The organism is Antarcticibacterium arcticum (assembly GCF_007993795.1).
GTDB classification, from domain to species: domain Bacteria; phylum Bacteroidota; class Bacteroidia; order Flavobacteriales; family Flavobacteriaceae; genus Gillisia; species Gillisia arctica.
In genome coordinates, this window is sequence record NZ_CP042476.1 from 2,964,282 (window position 1) to 2,984,449 (window position 20,168).

General features: G+C 40.2%; 19 protein-coding genes. All 19 read left to right on the forward strand.

Features of this window, described 5'->3' with window-relative positions:
* Window positions 1-295: 295 nt before the first annotated feature.
* The gene (locus FK178_RS13415; RefSeq protein WP_146836214.1) at window positions 296-883 is read left to right on the forward strand and encodes an RND transporter family protein; all 588 of its coding nucleotides are present in this window, start codon (window positions 296-298) and stop codon (window positions 881-883) included.
* A 17-nt stretch (window positions 884-900) separates the two neighbouring features.
* Window positions 901-2,532: an efflux RND transporter permease subunit gene (locus FK178_RS13420; RefSeq protein ID WP_146836217.1), complete on the forward strand. Its 1,632-nt coding sequence runs from the start codon at window positions 901-903 to the stop codon at window positions 2,530-2,532.
* 129 nt (window positions 2,533-2,661) lie between these two features.
* The gene (locus tag FK178_RS13425) at window positions 2,662-3,936 is read left to right on the forward strand and encodes an L-lactate MFS transporter (RefSeq protein ID WP_146836220.1); all 1,275 of its coding nucleotides are present in this window, start codon (window positions 2,662-2,664) and stop codon (window positions 3,934-3,936) included.
* A gap of 426 nt (window positions 3,937-4,362) precedes the next feature.
* Window positions 4,363-4,980, forward strand: a complete 618-nt coding sequence (locus tag FK178_RS13430; protein WP_146836223.1) for a TetR/AcrR family transcriptional regulator — start codon at window positions 4,363-4,365, stop codon at window positions 4,978-4,980.
* A complete protein-coding gene (locus tag FK178_RS13435; RefSeq protein WP_146836227.1) occupies window positions 4,977-6,251 on the forward strand; it encodes a TolC family protein in 1,275 nt (424 codons plus the stop codon). The genes FK178_RS13430 and FK178_RS13435 overlap by 4 nt, the downstream gene beginning before the upstream one ends.
* The gene (locus tag FK178_RS13440; RefSeq protein WP_146836229.1) at window positions 6,248-7,141 is read left to right on the forward strand and encodes an HlyD family secretion protein; all 894 of its coding nucleotides are present in this window, start codon (window positions 6,248-6,250) and stop codon (window positions 7,139-7,141) included. Before FK178_RS13435 ends, FK178_RS13440 begins: the two co-directional genes overlap by 4 nt.
* 16 nt (window positions 7,142-7,157) lie before the next feature.
* Entirely contained in the window at window positions 7,158-8,087 is a 930-nt protein-coding gene (locus tag FK178_RS13445) for an ABC transporter ATP-binding protein (RefSeq protein WP_146836233.1), read from the forward strand.
* On the forward strand, window positions 8,084-8,821 hold the full coding sequence (locus FK178_RS13450) for an ABC transporter ATP-binding protein (RefSeq protein ID WP_146836236.1): 738 nt from the start codon (window positions 8,084-8,086) through the stop codon (window positions 8,819-8,821). The genes FK178_RS13445 and FK178_RS13450 overlap by 4 nt, the downstream gene beginning before the upstream one ends.
* Window positions 8,822-8,855: 34 nt before the next feature.
* Entirely contained in the window at window positions 8,856-9,962 is a 1,107-nt protein-coding gene (locus tag FK178_RS13455) for an ABC transporter permease (RefSeq protein WP_146836239.1), read from the forward strand.
* Window positions 9,962-11,083, forward strand: a complete 1,122-nt coding sequence (locus FK178_RS13460; protein ID WP_146836242.1) for an ABC transporter permease — start codon at window positions 9,962-9,964, stop codon at window positions 11,081-11,083. Before FK178_RS13455 ends, FK178_RS13460 begins: the two co-directional genes overlap by 1 nt.
* Window positions 11,084-11,118: 35 nt before the next feature.
* Window positions 11,119-11,514: a hypothetical protein gene (locus FK178_RS13465; protein WP_146836245.1), complete on the forward strand. Its 396-nt coding sequence runs from the start codon at window positions 11,119-11,121 to the stop codon at window positions 11,512-11,514.
* Window positions 11,515-11,522: 8 nt separating this feature from the next.
* Complete coding sequence (locus tag FK178_RS13470) at window positions 11,523-11,966, forward strand: DUF2141 domain-containing protein (RefSeq protein WP_205677189.1); 444 nt, start codon at window positions 11,523-11,525, stop codon at window positions 11,964-11,966.
* Window positions 11,963-12,868 (forward strand): hypothetical protein, encoded by a 906-nt coding sequence (locus tag FK178_RS13475; protein ID WP_240793842.1) that lies wholly within the window; start codon window positions 11,963-11,965, stop codon window positions 12,866-12,868. The genes FK178_RS13470 and FK178_RS13475 overlap by 4 nt, the downstream gene beginning before the upstream one ends.
* A 244-nt stretch (window positions 12,869-13,112) precedes the next feature.
* Window positions 13,113-14,054 carry a ribose-phosphate pyrophosphokinase gene (locus tag FK178_RS13480; RefSeq protein WP_146836252.1) on the forward strand — a complete coding sequence of 314 codons (942 nt, stop codon included), beginning with the start codon at window positions 13,113-13,115 and terminating at the stop codon, window positions 14,052-14,054.
* A 522-nt stretch (window positions 14,055-14,576) separates the two neighbouring features.
* A complete protein-coding gene (locus tag FK178_RS13485) occupies window positions 14,577-15,227 on the forward strand; it encodes a 50S ribosomal protein L25/general stress protein Ctc (protein ID WP_146836256.1) in 651 nt (216 codons plus the stop codon).
* Between the two features lie 641 nt (window positions 15,228-15,868).
* Entirely contained in the window at window positions 15,869-16,495 is a 627-nt protein-coding gene (gene pth, locus FK178_RS13490) for an aminoacyl-tRNA hydrolase (protein WP_146836260.1), read from the forward strand.
* 8 nt (window positions 16,496-16,503) lie between these two features.
* The gene (locus FK178_RS13495) at window positions 16,504-17,442 is read left to right on the forward strand and encodes a bifunctional riboflavin kinase/FAD synthetase (protein WP_146836265.1); all 939 of its coding nucleotides are present in this window, start codon (window positions 16,504-16,506) and stop codon (window positions 17,440-17,442) included.
* Window positions 17,432-18,751 carry an HTTM domain-containing protein gene (locus FK178_RS13500; protein WP_146836268.1) on the forward strand — a complete coding sequence of 440 codons (1,320 nt, stop codon included), beginning with the start codon at window positions 17,432-17,434 and terminating at the stop codon, window positions 18,749-18,751. The genes FK178_RS13495 and FK178_RS13500 overlap by 11 nt, the downstream gene beginning before the upstream one ends.
* 53 nt (window positions 18,752-18,804) lie before the next feature.
* Window positions 18,805-20,076 carry a serine--tRNA ligase gene (gene serS / locus FK178_RS13505; RefSeq protein ID WP_146836271.1) on the forward strand — a complete coding sequence of 424 codons (1,272 nt, stop codon included), beginning with the start codon at window positions 18,805-18,807 and terminating at the stop codon, window positions 20,074-20,076.
* The last annotated feature ends 92 nt before the right edge of the window (window positions 20,077-20,168 follow it).

Below are 20,168 nucleotides of genomic sequence, written 5' to 3' on the forward strand. Positions count from 1 at the left end.
TCCGGTATTTTCGAATGTATTGCGGGCCTGCCTGCCGGCAGTAGCAGGCCTGCCTGCCGGCAGGCAGGTTCATTCCCGCCTCGAGTACTTAAAAGACCCCTGTGAAAACAGGGGTTTTTTGTTTTGTACAATTTACTATGCGAGTAATATATACCATTTCCACTAAAAGCAGAAGTCTTGATGGAAAGCTCTTTGTTTTTAAAATCCCCTTTTTCTTACAATAAAACCCTCCCGGGATCATAATAAATCCGGGGAGCGAACTAAAATTTCCTAATTTTAAGACAAATACGCTCAAATGAATTTTTTAAGGAGTAGCCTCTTTCCTTACAGGTACCTCATTCTATTACTTGTTTTATTTTTCTGCTATATTCTATGGCCGGGAGTGGAAAAAGCCCTCAAGGTAGATAACAGTCTCAATATCTGGTTTCTCGAAGATGACCCTGCGCTTGTTGAATATAAAAAATATACCGAGCGGTTTGGGAACGATGAAAGTATAGTGCTTCTTATTAAAGAATCTTCCGGTGTCTTAACTTCCGAATATTTCCAATCTTTTATAAATCTAACAGATTCTCTTGAGGCAATTCCGGAAGTGGAAGGCGTACTGGGGCCGGGGAACATTCAGGTTCCAACTAATAATTTACTGGGTCCCGGTGGAAGAAGTCTTATAAAAAAGGATTCTGAGGTTAAGGACGTGGTTCAAGACCTGGAGGAACATACGTATATACGGGATGAATTCTTCACAGAAGATAAAAAAGCTGCAAGATTTGTGATCGTTTTTAAACCCCTCCCGGATTTTGATCTCCATCGTGACAGGCTCATAAAGGAGGTAAGGAATACGGTGGCGGCAGAATTCCCGGAAGGGAACACGTTCTTAGGGGGGTAGGTGTAATCTTTTCCGGCTTGAACAGTTTGTCTCAGGAGGATTTTACCTTCTTCCTGGGACTTGGGTATCTCCTTATGTTTTTACTGATACTGGTCCTTTTCAGAAGTTTTTACGTCCTGGCATATACCTTTCTTACCATAGCCTTTTCCACTTATATCTGTTTAGGTATTTATGGGATGATGGGCCATCAGCTTAATTTAATGACAACATTAATACCTACGGTCCTTATTCTACTGGGGATTTTGGATATTGTTCATATAGTCAAGGAACACCAGTCTATTGAAAATAACAACCCGCAAGATGTAATAGCAAGTTTAAAAAAGGTTTTTCGTCCCTGTTTATATACAAGTCTTACCACAATGGCAGGATTTCTTTCCCTACTAAGCAGCCCAATGGCAATCCTTAAAAATTTTGGGATCTATACTGCTTTGGGTATATTTTTATGCTTTGGATTCAGTTTTTTCCTTGGACTCATTTTCCTACCGCATATAAGCCGGAAAGAAAATCTAATTATTCCCAGAGCCTGGCTTCCTTCTCTTCATGATCATATCCTGAAGAAAAAATTTGCTTATTCCGTCTTAGCGGGGTTACTTATCCTGGTTTCCGCTTTAGGGATATTTAAGCTGAATAATAACACATATACTTTGGGTTATTTCCCGCAAGAGCATGAGGTGGTACAGGATCACCTTGAAATAGAAAGTACCTGGGGCCCTTATATGCCTTTTGAACTTATGATCACTCCTTCAACGGGATATACTTTACACTCCCCGGAAGTAGTGCAGGCGGGGCTTAATTTTTCAGATTCTATTCTGGGAATTCCGGGAATAGGATCTTCTTTCGGTTTTCCCCAACTTTATTATGCCGGGTTAAAAAACAGGTATAAAGAAAATGCAGCCCAAATGTTGACCCGAAGATCTGGTTTATCGCAGGTTGACAAATTTTTGCAAACCGGTTATCCCCAGTTAAGCGGATATTATATTGACCGCGACACCGGCACCGGAAAGATCACAGTCTTTGGAAAGATGAGTTCTGCGGTGGAGCTTACCGAAAAAAAAGATGCTTTACTTAAAACCGCAAAAGCGACTTTTGAAGATTTGGCAGAAATAACTCCGGCGGGATATTTGCCAATGTATTCTCAAATTGTGCATTACGCCGCCCAATCTCAGGTTTATAGTCTCCTCCTTGCATTTGTACTGGTATTCCTGCTTGTATATTTGTTCCTTAAAAGTTTTAAACTGGCCTTGCTTTCAATTTTTCCAAACCTCTTCCCGGTGTTATTAATTCTGGGAGTGATGGGATGGTTCCATATCGATCTTGATATTGCCACTGCCAGCATTAGCGCTATCGTACTTAGTTTTTGCATTGATGACACGCTGCATTTTATGTATCATTACAAAAAGCACCGGGATTTGGGGGAAAGTCCCTCAAGGTCACGACTGCTCACCCTGGGCAGGGTTGGCACTGCCATTATACTCACCAGCCTTATCCTCTTGGCGGGATTTTTACTTATGCTTTTCGCCTCCTTAAAAACGGTTTTCTTATTTGGACTGTTAACGTCAATTGCCATTGTTGGCGCATTGTTTAGCCATTTGATCCTTTTGCCCCTTCTGTTGGAGCGGTTTGAAAACTCAAAAGTTGCTACAGGATGAAGTTTTTTAAAAACAAATGTTTCGCGGGATTATAAAGGATCCCACTTTTACTGTTTTAATTTGTGAGGGAAATGTTAAAAGTGTGCCGACTTTATTATATTGGGGCTGTTGAAAATAAAAACAGGCACTATGAAGACCGGTAAAAATCGATGGCTTATTGCCCTCTCGGCAGTTGGGATACATCTTTCAATAGGGGCTGCGTATGCATACAGCGTGTACACCTTGCCTTTAGTTGAAACTATGGGCTGGACAGTAGCCGAAGTAACTGTTGCTTTTACTATAATGATGGTCCTTGGTGGCGGTTCGGCAGCCTTGTTTGGAAGAATGGTAGAACGAAATGGTCCACGAAAATCGGCGATTTTAGCCGCCGTGTTATTTGGATTAGGTCAGGCAGGATCTGGTTTTGCGGTTTCCATTGATTCTCTGTGGTTGTTCCTGTTAACCTATGGATTATTAAGTGGATTGGGTTTGGGGATAGGTTATATTTCACCGGTTTCCACCCTGGTTAAGTGGTTTCCAGATCGTCGTGGACTTGCAACCGGAATGGCTGTACTTGGGTTTGGTTCAGGGGCTTTGATCACCGCCCCGGTGGCTGCCAGCTTAATGGAATTTGTGGGAATTTCTTCAACTTTTTACATATTGGGAGTTTGTTATTTTGTGGTTATGACATTATCTGCATTATATATTGCACCGCCGCCAAGAGGATGGGTTCCGGTTATTAATGTAAAACATAAGCCTTCTTTTGGAACCATCACTATTAAAAAAGATCTGGCCCAATTAACGGCTCATGAAGCTGTAAAAACAAAGCATTTCTGGATGTTGTGGTCTATCATGCTTATCAATACAAGTGCAGGTATCATGATGATCTCGGTGGCTTCTCCAATGGCCCAAACGGTAGTAGGTATTTCTACCGCCGCGGCGGCAACTATGGTTGGAATTATGGGTATTTTTAATGGGGCAGGCAGACTTGGCTGGGCGGCAGTATCAGATTATATTTCCCGTCCGGTTGTATTTATAATTTTCTTTATTATCCAGCTTATAACCTTTTTAACGCTTCCCATCATTACAAGTGCGATCGTGTTCCAAATATTAATATTCCTTGTGGTGAGTTGTTATGGGGGCGGATTTTCAAATCTGCCTGCATTTATTGCAGATATGTTCGGCACCAAAGAACTTGGTGCAATTCATGGATACCTTTTAACCACCTGGTCTTTAGGCGGTTTAATAGGGCCAACTCTGGTCTCACAAATCTATACAAGAACCGGAAGTTATGTACCTGTATTTTATGTGTTTGCAGGCATGGTCGCTATTGCCCTTATCATCTCAATTTTTTTGAAAGCCGATGTGAGAGGAGTTCAAAAACAGCAAAAGCAACGGTCTGAGATTATAACTGCTTCCCGGTAGGCAGTGTTGTTCCCCCCTTATATAAAAAAGCTCTTATAACTCTGGGATAGGAAAAAGTTACGTAAACGGTTGGATTGAAAGAAAAATCGTCTTTTAATAAGTATTATTTATATAAGTATTATTTATAAATGTGACCCACTCGGGTACTTTTAGCAAAAAATCAAACGAACCCCATCAACTTCAATGTTACGGGGTTTTTTGTTTTTAATGATATAGGCTGCCTTCTCTTTACCCTCCACTCCAGTAATTCCTTTTAACTATAGACATTCTAAAAGGATTGACTATTAATTTTTGGTGACTTTCATTGTATCAAATAATACTCTGAAAATTACACATTTGGTAAACTAAAAAAAATTATTTAAATTTGTTAACCAGTTGGTTAATTCATTTGGTTAAACAATATGGTTAAAATTTAAAACAGGAGAAATGAAAGACGAAAAAACACAAACTGAGGATCATATTTTAAATTCTGCTGAAAAAGTGTTCCAGCGCAAAGGAATGGATGGCGCAAGAATGCAGGAGATCGCTAATGAGGCGGGAATAAATAAGGCCATGCTGCACTACTATTACAGGAGCAAACGCTTTTTATTTGAAGCTGTTTTTGCCAAAGCCTTTTCACTGATAGCTCCCGAGATAGACCGGGTATTAAGTGATGATAATACCGACCTTTTTCAGAAAATAAAAAACTTCACCAACAGCTATATAAGTTTCATACAAAAGCATCCTTACCTGCCAAATTTCATTATCCAGGAACTTAATAGGGATGCCGATTTTATTAAAGTACTACAAGCAAAGAAGGGCTTTCCCGACTTTTCAAAATTTGAGGCCCAGGTAGAAAAAGAGGTGCAGGAAGGAAAAATAAGACCTATAAAGGCTGAACAGCTATTTGTTCATCTACTGTCACTTAACATTTTCCCGTTCCTGGCCGCACCATTGTTTAAAGGTTTCCTGAAAATTGACGATAAGGCCTATAAAGACCTTATGGAGGAAAGAAAAGAGGAAATATCAAACCTTTTGATCAATTATATAAAAATAAAGGAATGAAAAAGTTAGTTGTATTAACCCTTCTTTTGATTGGCGCAGTAAGTCCGGCCCAGGAGATCCTTACTCTTCAGGAGTCCTATGAACTCGCAGAGAAAAATTATCCTTTGGGGAGCCAGATACAATTATTGGAAGAAAAGGCTGCCCGTGAGCAGGAAGTGATCCAGAAAGATTACCTCCCGAAGTTTAATATAAATGCAAAAGCGAGCTATCAATCTGATGTGACAGAAATTCCAATAGATCTTGGAGGGCAAAGTATTGAAACTGTTGATAAGGACCAATACCGGGCTACCCTTGATGTTGAACAGTTGATCTTCAATGGAGGCGCCATAAACTCCAGAAGTAGCCTCAAAGATTTGGAATTACAATCACAGGCCCAGCAAGTGAGGGTTAGTCTTTATCAAATAAAGAAAAGGATCAACAGGTATTATTTTGGAGCCTTACAGCTTCGGGAACAGATCTCACTTCTGGAATCAAAGGAAAATGCCCTGGGCGGAAGAGTAAAAGAACTGGAATCCCAGGTTAAATATGGGACAGCCTTACCAGCATCTGAGAACGTAATAAAAGCTGAAATATTAAAAATAAAGCAACAAAAGGAGGAGGCAGAATCTCAGCTGCATACTGTCTTAAAGAGCTTATCGGCATATATAGCCAGGCCTGTAGACATTTCTACAGTCCTGGAATTGCCGGAACAGGAAATTTTGATAGAGGCCCCGGGTGCCAGGCCCGAGATTGAATGGTTCAACCTACGGGAAGAAGAACTGGATCAAAACAAGGAAATACTTGCTAAAAGCCTGTACCCTAATATTTATGGGTTCGCCCAGGGAGGTTATGGGAAACCGGGTTATAATTTCCTTGATAATTCATTTCAGGATTTTTATATGGTCGGAGTGAAAATGAACTGGAATGTTTTTGACTGGGGTAAGGTTAAAGAACAGCAAAAATCCCTGGACATCTCTAAAGATATGATCAACGCAGAAAGGGAAACCTTCAATTTCAATAATAATATTGAACTGGAAGAAGCCCTTATTAGAATAGATCAGCTTCAAAAAACGCTCCTTCAGGATAATGAGATTATCGCTTTACGGGAGAATATAGCTGAATCTTCAAATTCCCAGCTAAAAAACGGAATTATAACTCCTTCAGAATATTTAACCGAGTTCAACAATTTATACGAAGCAAAGATAAATCAACAACTTCATAAAGTTGAACTTGAAATGGCGAAAGCAGATTACAGGATTATTAAAGGAAATAAAGAAAATAAACTACGATGAAAAAAGCAATAGTAATAGTGATATGGGTTGTCGGGTTGAGTTTCATCTCTTGTAGTGATGAAAATAAAGCCGACGGTTATGGAAACTTTGAAGCCACAGAAATTATAATTTCTTCAGAAGCCCAGGGGAAAATAAAATATTTCAATGTGAGGGAAGGAGATGAAATTGAACCGGGAATTAAGGTTGCCCTTATTGATACCATCCAACTTCATTGGGAAAAACAGCAATTACTGGCTTCCCAAAAAACAGTGTCGTCGAGATCTCAGGGGGTATTCACACAAATTGACGTTTTAAATGAAAAATTAAAAATAGCTGAAAGGGAAAAAAAGAGAGTAAAGGACCTTTTGGCCGAGAATGCCGCAACACAAAGACAGATGGACCAGACTGAAGGCGAGGTCAAAGTAATTAGAGAAGAGATTAAAAATGTAAGAACAAAAAACACTCCTATTATAAACGAAACAGAATTGATCCAGGCTCAAATTGCAAGGATAAACGATCTCATAGAAAAGAGCATTGTTGAAAACCCCTTAAAAGGAACTGTATTGGCCACGTATGCAGAGACCGGAGAGATTACAGGTTATGGAAGACCCTTATATAAAATAGCCGATCTGGAAAATATGACCTTGCGGGTTTATATAAGTGAAACCCAACTTTCAGATATTAAACTGGGCCAGGAAGTACATGTGAAAATTGATTCAAAGAAAGATAACATGAAGTCCTACCCCGGGAGAATTTCCTGGATCTCATCTACGGCAGAATTCACACCCAAGACCATCCAAACCAGGGAAGAAAGATCCAATCTGGTGTATGCGGTAGACGTAAAAGTTAAGAATGACGGCTCTCTCAAAATAGGAATGCCTGCTGAAATGTGGTTGCAAACTGCAGAATAGGTTAAACCAACAAGCAATGAGTATCACCTTAAATAATATTACAAAATCCTACAAAAAGGTCACAGCGGTAGAGAATATCTCTTTTGAGGTAAAACAAGGGGAATTGTTTGGTCTGATTGGTCCCGATGGGGCGGGCAAAACAACCCTTTTCAGGATCCTTACCACCCTTCTGTTTGCAGATAAAGGAGAGGCGACAGTGGCGGGTTTTGATGTTGTAAAAGATTATAAAGAGATTCGGAAATCTGTAGGCTATATGCCGGGAAGATTCTCCCTGTACCAGGACCTTACCGTGGAAGAAAATCTGGAGTTTTTTGCAACCATTTTTGGAACCACCATAGAGGAGAATTACGATTTGATCAAAGATATCTATGTGCAGATAGAACCCTTCAAAAACAGAAGGGCCGGCAAACTTTCTGGAGGGATGAAACAAAAGCTGGCGCTATCCTGTGCTCTTATTCATAAGCCCAAGGTGTTATTTCTGGATGAGCCCACTACCGGAGTAGATCCTGTTTCCCGAAAGGAATTTTGGGACATGTTGAAAAGACTTAATGACAAAGGAATTACCACCCTGGTGTCAACCCCATATATGGATGAGGCCTCGCTCTGCGACCGGATAGCGCTTATCCAGGGAGGAAAAATACTTAAAATAGATACTCCCTCCAATATTATCTCGCAGCACGAAAAGCAAATTTTTAACGTGGGAGCAAAAGAGATGTCTAAACTTATAAGCGATCTGAAGGAATTTCCAGATAATGAAAGTGTATACGCTTTTGGGGAATTTGTTCATTATACCCATTCCAATCCCCGCTTTTCCACCAATCATCTGGAGAAATTTTTATTGGAAAGAGGTCATTTGAATGTAAGTATAGAGCCAACTCCTCCGGGCATTGAAGATGTCTTTATGGATCTGGCCGGAACCAAACAAATAAAAGCTGAAGGAAAATGAGGACTGAAGAAACTGTAATTGAAGTGGAAAATCTCACTAAAAAATTTGGCCAGTTCACGGCGGTAAATGAGATCACCTTCAAGACCTATAAAGGGGAGATCTTTGGTTTCCTGGGTGCGAATGGCGCCGGCAAAACCACGGCGATGAAAATGCTTATAGGGATCTCAAAACCATCATCGGGAGAGGCTTCGGTGACAGGATTGGATGTCTATACCCAACCCGACAGGATAAAGAGAAACATTGGTTATATGAGTCAGAAATTCTCTTTGTATGATGATCTTACCATAAAGGAGAATATTACTTTTTTTGGGGGAATATATGGGCTTAACCAGAAAGCAATTAAAACAAAAATTCAGGAAATCATTGAAGATCTGGGTTTGGAAGAGGTAGCGAATAAACTGGTGGGCGGCCTTCCTTTAGGCTGGAAACAGAAACTGGCCTTTTCAGTGGCATTATTGCATGATCCCAGGATCGTATTCCTGGATGAACCCACAGGAGGTGTAGATCCTATTACCCGCCGTCAATTCTGGGAATTGATCTATAAACAGGCATCCAGGGGCACTACCATCTTTGTTACTACCCATTATATGGATGAAGCGGAATATTGCGACCGGGTTTCCATAATGGTGGAAGGAAAAATTGAGGCGCTGGATACCCCTAAAAATTTGAAAATGCAGTATGAAGCCAATTCCATGGATGGGGTATTCTTAAAGTTAGCTAGGAATGTGGAATAAGATCTGCCGCCTCACAGAATTATAAAAAATCTATATGAAACGTTTTATTGGATTTGTAAAAAAGGAATTTTATCACATTTTTCGTGATAAGCGATCTATGTTCATTCTGTTTGGGATGCCTATAGCCCAGATCCTACTTTTTGGTTTTGCCATAACCAACGAAATCAACAATGTTGAAATTGGCATACTGGATAAGTCAAAAGACAATGAAACGCTTAAGATAATTAATAAAATAAACGCCTCTCAATATTTCACAATAGGGAATGTGGTGGAAAATGAAAATGAGATAGAATCTGTATTCAGAAAAGGGGAAGTCAAAGCCTTCCTTGTTTTTGAAAAAGGCTTTGCCGAAAATTTACATTCGCTCTCCATCGGGAAGATCCAGGTTATAACAGATGCTACAGAACCAAATACCGCCAATACTATTGTGAATTACATCCAATCTATTATTGGACATTATCAACAGGAGTTGAACGGTACAACCGGTAAAGGGGTACAGATCAACATTGAGACGCGAATGTTCTATAATCCCGAACTTAAAAGTGTATTCAATTTTCTTCCTGGGGTGATGACGGTAATTCTCATGTTGGTTTCGGCCATGATGACCTCCATTTCCATTACCCGTGAAAAGGAATTGGGAACTATGGAAATTTTACTGGTATCTCCTTTAAAACCGTTTCAGGTCGTGTTGGGCAAAGTGTTCCCTTACATTTTCCTGTCTATTATAAACGCTTTGGTCATACTCATCCTGGGAATTACGGTTTTTGGAATGCCCATAGAAGGGAGTTTGGTCCTCCTGGCTTTTGAAACCGTGCTGTTCATAATCACCGCGCTCTCTTTGGGAATTCTAATCTCCACCATCGCTGAAACCCAGCAAGCAGCCATGATGATATCCCTTATGGGTCTTATGTTACCCGTGATCCTCTTGTCTGAATTCATCTTTCCCATATCCAGCATGCCTGAAATCCTTCAATATATTAGCCACATTATTCCGGCAAAATGGTTTATAATAATTCTGAAGGGGATAATGCTAAAAGGGGTGGGGCTTATGTATTTGTGGAAGGAAACTCTCATCCTTATCATTATGGCTGTTTTTCTGATTGGCCTGAGCATTAAAAAATATAAAATAAGACTGGAATAATGAAAACCATTAGTTATATCATACAGAAAGAATTCCGGCAAATTTTCAGGAACAAAGGAATGTTGCCCATTATTTTTGTTCTTCCCTTACTCCAATTAATAATCTTATCTAATGCAGCGACCTTCGATATTGAAAATATCAAATTCTCATATGTAGACCATGACCGTAGTTCAACTTCCAGGGCCCTGATAGAGAATTTTGAAGGCTCCCCTTATTTTGATGTGCTGCATTCTTTCCCCTCTCATTCATTGGCTTATGAAGCCATGGAAAAAGGTAAAACAGATGTTATCCTGGAGATCCCTTCAAATTTTCACACGAGGCTTATCAGGGAGCAGGAGGCTGGTGTGGGGGTTTATATCAATGCCATAGATGGATCTAAAGCAGGAGTGGAAAGTGTATATATCAATAAGATCATTTCAAATTTTAACAGGAATATTTCTACTACAACTGCCGGATTTAATCAGCTTCAAAATAAACCCCTTGAAGTTTTGAACGTCCCTTCTTTCTGGTACAATAATACGCTTAACTATAAGATCTTTATGGTACCGGGAATCCTGGTGCTACTGGTCACTATGTTAACCCTATTCCTCTCCGGGATGAATATTGTGCGGGAAAAAGAAATAGGCACCCTGGAGCAGATCAACGTTACGCCAATAAAAAAGTACCAGTTCATAATTGGGAAACTATTTCCTTTTTGGGCCCTGGGACTCCTTATTATGACAATAGGCCTGTTGATTTCCAGGATCATTTTTGCAGTTCCAATAGTAGGTAGCATTCCGCTTATTTATTTGTTCACATCTGTGTACCTCCTGGTAGTTCTGGGTATGGGGTTGTTAATATCTAATTATACCGATACACAACAACAGGCGATGTTTATTGCCTGGTTCTTTGTTGTAATATTTATTTTGATGAGTGGGCTTTTTACCCCCATAGAGAGTATGCCAGACTGGGCTCAAAAGATCACCATCCTAAATCCCATCAGGTATTTTGTAGAAATAATAAGAATGGTGATGCTTAAAGGATCTGGTTTTAAAGATATTTTACCGCAGCTAAGCATTATTTCAGGTTACGCCCTGGTTATGAATGCACTTGCTGTATGGAGCTATAAGAAGACCAATTAATAGCTTTTGAAAAACATCTCTTAAAAAAGTAAGAAATGAGGAAATTAAAAATTAAAAATATTTTAAGCCTGGCGGCGGCTGTTTTCGGGATTATTACAATTCTTGCCAGTAGTGCGGTTTTGTTTGATTTTTCATACAACTTTAAAAAAGAAGGAAATTACCCCATGTTTATCCTGGTAGTGAATTTTATTTCCGGATGGCTATACCTATTGGCGGCCTACGGAATTAATTATTCAAAAACTTTCACATTATACCTTTTGCCCGGAATTCTTACAATGCTGTTTTTTAGCCTTAGTTTTTTTATTCAGTTAATGATAACCGGAGGGATGTATGAAACAGATACCCTGGTGGCGCTTTTCATACGAATAGCTATCACCGGTGGGCTCACCTATTATGTGTTTAATAAAAGTATAAAGGAAATAAAACAATGAAAGTAACTATGAAAACTCTTCTGGCTCTTATAGCCATTCTCACAATTGGATCTTCAATTGCACAGGAATCTCAGAAAAAACTTTATTCCCTTCGTGTTGCGGCCGATAATTTCAGAAACTCCAAAGGGGTAGCTCAATTTGCACTTTATAATCGGGATGGCACCATCCCGGATGAGAAATTAAAAAAATATTTCAGGAAAGAAGTAGGGGAAATTAAGAACAGTAAATCATCTGTAATTTTTAAAGATCTGCCCAAAGGTCGTTATGCCATTACAGTGCTTCATGATGAAAACGGCAACGGGGAAGTAGATAAAATTCTCTTATTCCCTAAAGAAGGTTTTGGCATTTCAAATTTTGAAAAGATATCTCTTTCAAACCGCCCCGATTTTTCCAAAGCCAGTTTTGAGCTTTGTGAAGAGACCACAAAAAAGATTAAGCTCATCTACAAATGAAAACCAGGATTTTAACGGGTATTTTCCTGTTAATACATATAATAATTGTAGCTCAGAATGAATTAGATTCTTTGCCAAGGCTGGATTTGACCAAAATTGCCCTTGTAAACCAGAGTGATAGTTATATCACATTTCCCGGCGATATTGGGAATCTTGAACCGCTGGTATTTGAAGCCAATATAAACCCTAATTTCATCATTCGGGAACGGGCAGATTCCCGATTGATGGCTGTCCTTACCCCGCAGGTAAGGATCAGGATGTATAACGAAGAATCTTATCCCGTTCAAACTCCCAGTTATATTCCTCAAATTTCAGTTTATCACCTTATAACAGATACCGGATCGCTTGAAAAGACCGCGTTATTTGGGAAAATTGCACATCATTCCAACGGGCAGGATGACCACTTCTATACAGATTCCACTTCTACCGTGATCAATTACAAATCGGGAAATTTTGCTACTAATTTTCTGGAATTCGGGATTCTCAGGAGTTTTTACCATGAGCAGCATGCTGCCCTGAGATTCTTTAAATCTTCCCTGGAAATTCATCCTTCCAACTGGATGCTTAAAGAAATGAAAGGAACCTACAGTGGATTAAGATGGCATAATTCATTTCTTGCTTACAAAATGCCTGTAGACAAACACTTTTTCACAGCAAACAGAAGGGCAAGTTTTTCAGTTAAAATTGAAACCTCATTAATGCTTGATAATATTAATGATTGGGAGCTTTTAGATTTAAACAGGTTGAATGCGGCACTTACCATATATTATCACCCAAAGTTTCTGGAGGATATTGGGCTATTTGTCCAGTTCTATAAGGGAAGTGATTATTATAATATTTATTATAACCATAACATTTCTACGATTCGGTTTGGCCTGATGACAGAGATTTTGCGATTTTAACCACTTAAGAATATAATCTTTTTACCCGCTAATACCCCACTTGGCCGAAAACCAATTAAAATTAAAAATAGTTAAGATAGAACCCTATTTAGGTCTTAATGAGTCCCACTGGTTTCCACCTTTTTGAAGTTTTCAAATAAAATTATTTTTAACAGGAAGTAGTAGTCCTAAAATCTTGTGACTAAGAATAAATTTTTAAATTTGGGGCAAGCAATAAACCACACTAATTTAAAAACTACGCTCCATGTCTAAAGTTATGATTGATGCCAAGATCTTTTCCTGTACCCAAAGCCTTGAACTCGCAGGAAAAATAGCCGAAGCCTACGGTGCCCCCCTCGGCAATGTGATCACCAGTCATTACAGCGACGGGGAATTCCAGCCCTCTTTTGAGGAATCTGTGCGTGGAGCCAGGGTATTTATCATTGGTTCTACCCACCCCGGGAGTGACCATTTAATGGAAATGTTGTTAATGCTGGATGCAGCAAAACGGGCCTCTGCCCGCCATATAACAGCTGTATTACCATATTTTGGCTGGGCCCGCCAGGACCGTAAGGATAAACCCCGGGTGCCAATTGCCGCAAAAATGGTGGCCAGTATCCTTGAGACCGCCGGCGCCACGCGCATAATAACTATGGACCTGCATGCTGACCAGATTCAGGGATTTTTTGAAAAGCCTGTAGATCATCTGTTCGCTTCCACAGTATTTTTGCCATACCTAAAAAGTCTCAACCTTGACAACCTAACCATTGCCTCACCAGATATGGGTGGCTCTAAAAGAGCTTATGCATATTCAAAAGCAATGGAAAGCGATGTGGTGATATGTTACAAGCAACGCGCCAAGGCCAATGTGATCTCTCATATGGAGCTTATTGGGGAAGTAACCGGAAAACACGTTGTACTTGTTGATGATATGGTTGATACCGCGGGAACTTTAACCGCCGCCGCCAAACTTATGATGGAACGTGGAGCCCTGAGTGTACGTGCCATTTGTACCCATCCAATTCTTTCCGGCGAAGCCTATGAGCGTATTGAAAACTCGAAATTGCAGGAATTGATCGTGACAGATTCCATTCCACTTAAAAAGGAAAGTCGCAAAATACGCGTTGTTTCCTGTGCCCATCTTTTTGCCGATGTTATGAAACGCGTTCACGAAAACAGATCTATAAGTTCGAAGTTTATTATGTAGTGGTGTTGTGATGAAGTGACGAAGTGAAGAAGTAACCATGTGACGTGAAGTTGTAAGTGGTTAGGAGTTAAAGAGGAAAAGATAAAAGGAGGAAATGAGGAAAGTGATCTCATCTGAATAAGGTTACCTTGTTTATTTCTCAAAACTCATTACCCATTACTAAGAGCAAAAAAGTCAAAGAGGAAAAGAGGAAAGTTCTTGGTTATGAGTTGTCGGTTGTCAGTTTCTTACCTGTGGAGTCCTATATAAAGTTGACCGTTTTTTTCTCAATACTCAATTCTCAATACTCATTACTCTTTCAGCAATCAATTAATATATCCGCGAAAATCTGCTTTTTTATCTGCACCATCTGCGGGAGAAAATTTAAGGTTCAGGATTCAAAGTTTAAAAACCACGACCTTTAAATTTATCCTCTACAGACTACCGTCTTCCGACTAATAACTACTCTTCAAAATAATTCTCTTTCAGCACTTTAAAAACACAAAAATATATCGCACCTTTGCACCCTAAAAATTTTTAATAATGAAATCAATAACGATCAACGGATCTAAAAGAGAAAGCGTGGGGAAAAGGGCGACCAAAGACCTACGTAATGCTGGACAGGTTCCTTGCGTATTATACGGAGGGGGAGAACCATTACATTTTTCAGCAGAAGAAATTGCGTTCAAAAGCCTTGTGTACACACCAGATGTTCACACTGTGGTTTTGGATTTAGGAAAAGGTGAAAAATTTGATGCTGTTCTTCAGGACATCCAGTTTCATCCTGTAACAGATGCCATCCTTCACATAGATTTCTACCAGGTACTGGAAGGAAAAGAGATTGCGATGGAAATTCCTATCCATACAAAAGGTGTTGCACGTGGAGTTAAGAATGGTGGGGTGTTGCGTTACAACCTTCGTCGTTTAAAGGTGAAAGGTATTCCTGCAAACCTTCCCGACTTTATCGAGGCAGATGTTACCAACCTAAAAATTGGTAATAAATTGTATGTTACTGCTGTAGTAAGTGACGATTACAAGATCCTTCACCCTGACAATACTGTTATTTGCCAGGTTAAAACTTCCCGTAACATCATTGCAGATGTTGAGGATGAAGAAGAAGAAGTTGCTGCCGGAGAAGTTCCAGCTACTGAGGTTGGTGCTGAAGGTGCAACCACAGAGGAAGGAAAAGAATAAATTTTCTTTTATCAATATTTTAAACATCCCGTTCCTTCCAGGAGCGGGATGTTTTCGTTTCATCCGGGATGGAATGGGGTTCAAAGTTCAAGGTTCAAAGTTCAAAGTTCAAAGCGCCAAGTACCAGGCACCAAACTCCAAGTTCCAAATTCCTGACTTCTGCGAAATTTAGCGAATTCAGCGGGAAAATATATAGTTCAAGGTTCAAGGTTCAAAGTTCAAAATTCAAAGCGCCAAGTAACAGGCACCAAACTCCAAGTTCCAAATTCCTGAATTCAGCGAAATTCTGCGAATTCAGCGGGAAAATATAAAGTTCAAGATTCAAGGTTCAAAATTCAAAACACCAGGAAAAGAGAATAGCCTGTCACACTCCTCAGTCACACTGAGCCTGTCGAAGTGTGATAACGGAATAAGAAAGGCTTCAACAAGCTCAGCCTGACTTAAACAGAGAAACTCAGGCCAATCAAAATCGTTCGCTGTAAGTTCGAACTACAAAAGTGCAATCGACCAACTTCAAAAGGCAGCCTTATTCAGGCAAGCTCTCCATAATCCGCAACCCCTAACTCATAACATTTACTTAACTCCTAACACTTAACTCCTCACTTTTAAGATTAAATTTTATCTTTACCAAAACTTATTTCATGCTGGCATTCTTCGGAAGGATATTGAGCAAAAAAGAACCCCAGGAACAGGAAGATCCTATGAAAAAATTTTTAATTGCCGGTTTAGGAAATATTGGGCCCAAATATCATCATACACGGCATAACATTGGTTTTAAAGTCCTGGATCATCTTGCCGAAAAGGAGAACATCTCCTTCACCCCTGAAAAACTGGGCGATATAGCGACTTTTAAATTTAAAGGCCGCACCTTTATTTTGCTTAAACCTTCAACATTTATGAACCTGAGCGGGAAGGCAGTTAATTACTGGCTAACCAAAGAAAAGATCCCGTTGGAAAACCTTTTGGTTGTTACAGATGATCTAAATCTTGGTTTCGGCACCATCCGGGTGAAAACCAAAGGCAGCGATGGCGGTCATAACGGGCTTAAGGATATACAGGCTCACCTGAACACTACAACCTACAACCGTTTTAGATTCGGTATAAGCGATGAATTTACGAAAGGGAGACAGGTAGATTATGTGCTGGGGGAATGGAGTGAGGAGGAAGAAAAACAATTGCCGGAACGGCTGGAAAAGTCGGCCGAGATTATTAAATCCTTCGGCACAGCCGGGATTACAAATACAATGAATACTTTTAACGGTAAATAAGATCTCTCTTGAAAGAACATAAAGGCGCAAATGCTTTTAAAAGCGACCATCATACGGTAATTACCATAGGGACTTTTGACGGGGTTCATGCCGGACATCAAAAAATAATTGAACGCCTTGTTGCAACTGCAAAGGTAAGCCAACTGGAATCGGCTATACTTACATTTTTTCCGCATCCCCGTATGGTGCTCCAGGAAGACAGTGATATTAAACTTATAAATACCATAGAGGAGCGAAAACAACTCCTTGAAAAATCTGGGGTTGACCATTTAATAATTCATCCATTTACCCACCAATTCTCCCGGTTAACCGCGCTCGAATTTGTGAGGGATATCCTGGTGAACAAACTTAAGGCTAAAAAGGTCATCATAGGTTATGATCACCGTTTTGGCCGCAACCGCACTGCCGATATTGATACCCTCAAGGAATTTGGAGTTCAGTTTGGGTTTGAGGTAGAGGAGATAAGCCAGCAGGATGTTCAGGAAGTTGCGGTAAGTTCTACCAAAATAAGAAAAGCTTTAATAGATGGTAGGGTAGAGAAGGCCAATAATTACCTGCAACATCCCTTTACCCTTACCGGAACTATCGTTCCCGGAAGAGGACTGGGCAAGGATTTTGGATATCCTACCGCCAATTTAAAGATTGAAGAAGATTATAAGCTTATTCCTAAGATTGGGGTCTATGTGGTAAGAGCCATGATAGATGATATTCCGTATTTTGGAATGATGAGCATAGGAACAAATCCTACCGTAGGAGGGAAAGAAATGAGCATCGAGACCTATTTCTTTTTGCTGAATAAAGATCTCTACGGTAAAAAATTGCAAATTGAATTGCTTACGCGCATAAGGGATGAGAAAAAATTTGATTCGGTAGATGCGCTTAAGATTGCCATGAAACAGGACGAGGCTTTCTCTGAAAGATATATAAGGGATAATTATGCTGAATAAGTGGCTTTTTACGCAAATAGATAACAGCGCCCTGGTGGTGTTTCGTATTTTATTTGGGTTACTCCTCGCCATAGAAGCCTTCGGTGCTATTTTTACAGGCTGGATTCGCCGTACCTTAATGGAGCCTCAGGAAACCTTTAATTTTATAGGTTTTGAATTCCTGCAACCCCTTCCCGGAGATGGCATGCTTTATTATTATGGTATTATGGGGCTTTTTGGGGTGCTCGTAATGCTGGGGTTCAAATACCGAATAAGCATAATTGCCTATACTATCATGTGGAGTGGGGTTTACCTGATGCAAAAGTCCTCCTACAATAACCACTATTACTTATTAATGCTGTTATGCATAATGATGTCCTTTTTACCGGCGCATCGAAATGCCTCAATTGACGCCTGGAGAAATCCTTCTTTAAGGGCCATTTCTATGCCCCGCTGGGTGTGGGTTGCCATTGTACTGCAATTGTTGATAGTGTATACTTATGCGGCCATCGCAAAGATCTACCCAGATTGGTTCAATGCTACTTTCCCTGCACTGCTCATGAGTGCCAAAAAAAATTACTGGCTGGTAGGCGATTTCCTTCAGCAAACCTGGGTGCATTATACAATAGCCTGGTATGGGTTCCTGTTTGATCTACTGGTTATTCCCCTTTTACTGTGGAAGAGAACCCGTCTGCTTGTTTTTATAGCTGCCATATTTTTTCACCTTTTCAACAGTTTCATTTTTCATATTGGTATTTTCCCTTATCTGGCACTGGCTTTTACCATCTTCTTTTTCCCCACCCGAAGTGTGAACAAATTATTCCTGAGAGGTAAGAAACCATATTATGAGGGTAATGAGATCATTATTCCATCCTATAAAAAACCCCTCCTCATCCTTTTTGCAGGTTGGTTTCTTGTACAGATCGCACTGCCCTTACGGCATCACTTTTTTGAAGATAATGTACTCTGGACAGAAGAAGGCCACCGGTTAAGCTGGAGAATGATGCTGCGCAGTAAGGGTGGTAACAGTGTTTTCAAAGTGGTTGAAAAGGGAACCACCGATACCATTTATGTGAGGAAAGAAGATTATTTAAGCAGGAAGCAATTGGGAGCCATAAACTCCAAACCCGATATGATCTGGCAGTTTTCCCAACGCTTAAAAAGGGAATATAATAAAGATGGAAAAGATGTACAGGTATTTGTAGATGCCAGTGTACGTGTAAACGGAAGGCCGGATCAAAAGTTCATTGATCCAAAAGTTGATCTCGCCAATGAAAAATGGCAGCATTTTAAACATCATGACTGGATTTTACCTTCCAAATTAGACTGATATTTTTACCGGCTTTTGCTACATTTGTTGCTTACTAAAAATTGACCGGCAAAATGTTACAGGTAAGCAATATTAAGGCGCACAAGGAGACCTATATTAAGGCTCTCAAAAAACGAAATTTTGATGCTGAGGATCTTCTGGAGGAGGTTTTACAACTTGATGAGAAGCGGCGCTCTACCCAAACTAAACTTGATGATACTCTTGCTGAAGCAAATCAATTATCCAAAGAAATTGGCTTGTTGTTCAAGACCGGCGAGCATCTTAAAGCCGGAGAGTTAAAGGAAAGATCTGCCGGGCTTAAAGAAAGTTCCAAAAGTTTTCAAGAAGAATTGAATACCACAGTAGCCAGGCTTGAGGAACTGCTGTATACCATCCCCAATATACCCCATGAATCCGTTCCCGCGGGAACTTCAGAAGAAGATAATGAGGAGATCTTTAAGGCCGGCGAGATCCCGGAACTTGCTAAAGGTTCCCTGCCCCACTGGGAACTGGCAAAAAAATATGATATTATAGACTTTGAACTTGGAAACAAGATCACGGGTGCTGGTTTTCCTGTATATAAAGGAAAAGGAGCCAGGTTGCAACGGGCACTTATTACCTATTTCCTGGAGAAAGCTGCTGCAGCAGGCTACACCGAATACCAGTTACCTCTATTGGTAAATGAGGCTTCTGGCTTTGGAACCGGCCAGTTGCCGGATAAGGAAGGTCAAATGTACCACGTAACGGAGGATGACCTGTATCTTATCCCTACTGCAGAGGTGCCAATGACAAACCTTTTCAGGGACCGGATGTTAAATGAAAATGAACTTCCCATTACCTGTACAGGGTATACTCCCTGTTTCAGGAGGGAAGCGGGATCTTATGGTGCGCATGTACGTGGTTTAAACAGGCTTCACCAGTTTGATAAGGTGGAGTTGGTACGCCTTGAGAAACCGGAAAATTCATTTGAGGCGCTGGAAGGTATGGTAGCTCATGTAAAAGACTTGCTTAATGATCTCAAACTTCCTTACAGGATCCTGAGATTGTGTGGGGGGGATCTTGGTTTTACCTCGGCCCTTACCTATGATTTTGAGGTGTTCTCAACCGCCCAGGACCGTTGGCTGGAAATAAGTTCTGTTTCCAATTTTGAAACCTTCCAGGCAAACAGGTTAAAGCTTAGATATAAAGATAAAGATGGCAATAAACAGTTGCTGCATACCCTGAACGGAAGTGCCCTTGCGTTGCCACGTGTTCTTGCAGGAATTCTTGAGAATTATCAAACCCCCGATGGTATCCTGGTGCCGGAAGTACTGGTGCCTTATGCGGGGTTCGATTTAATTGACTAATAATTTTTAAATTTTTAGCAAACCTCAAAAAACTTTTTAGCAATCCTCACAGGTTTTAAATCCTGTGAGGATTTTTTTTCCTGCAAGCTTAC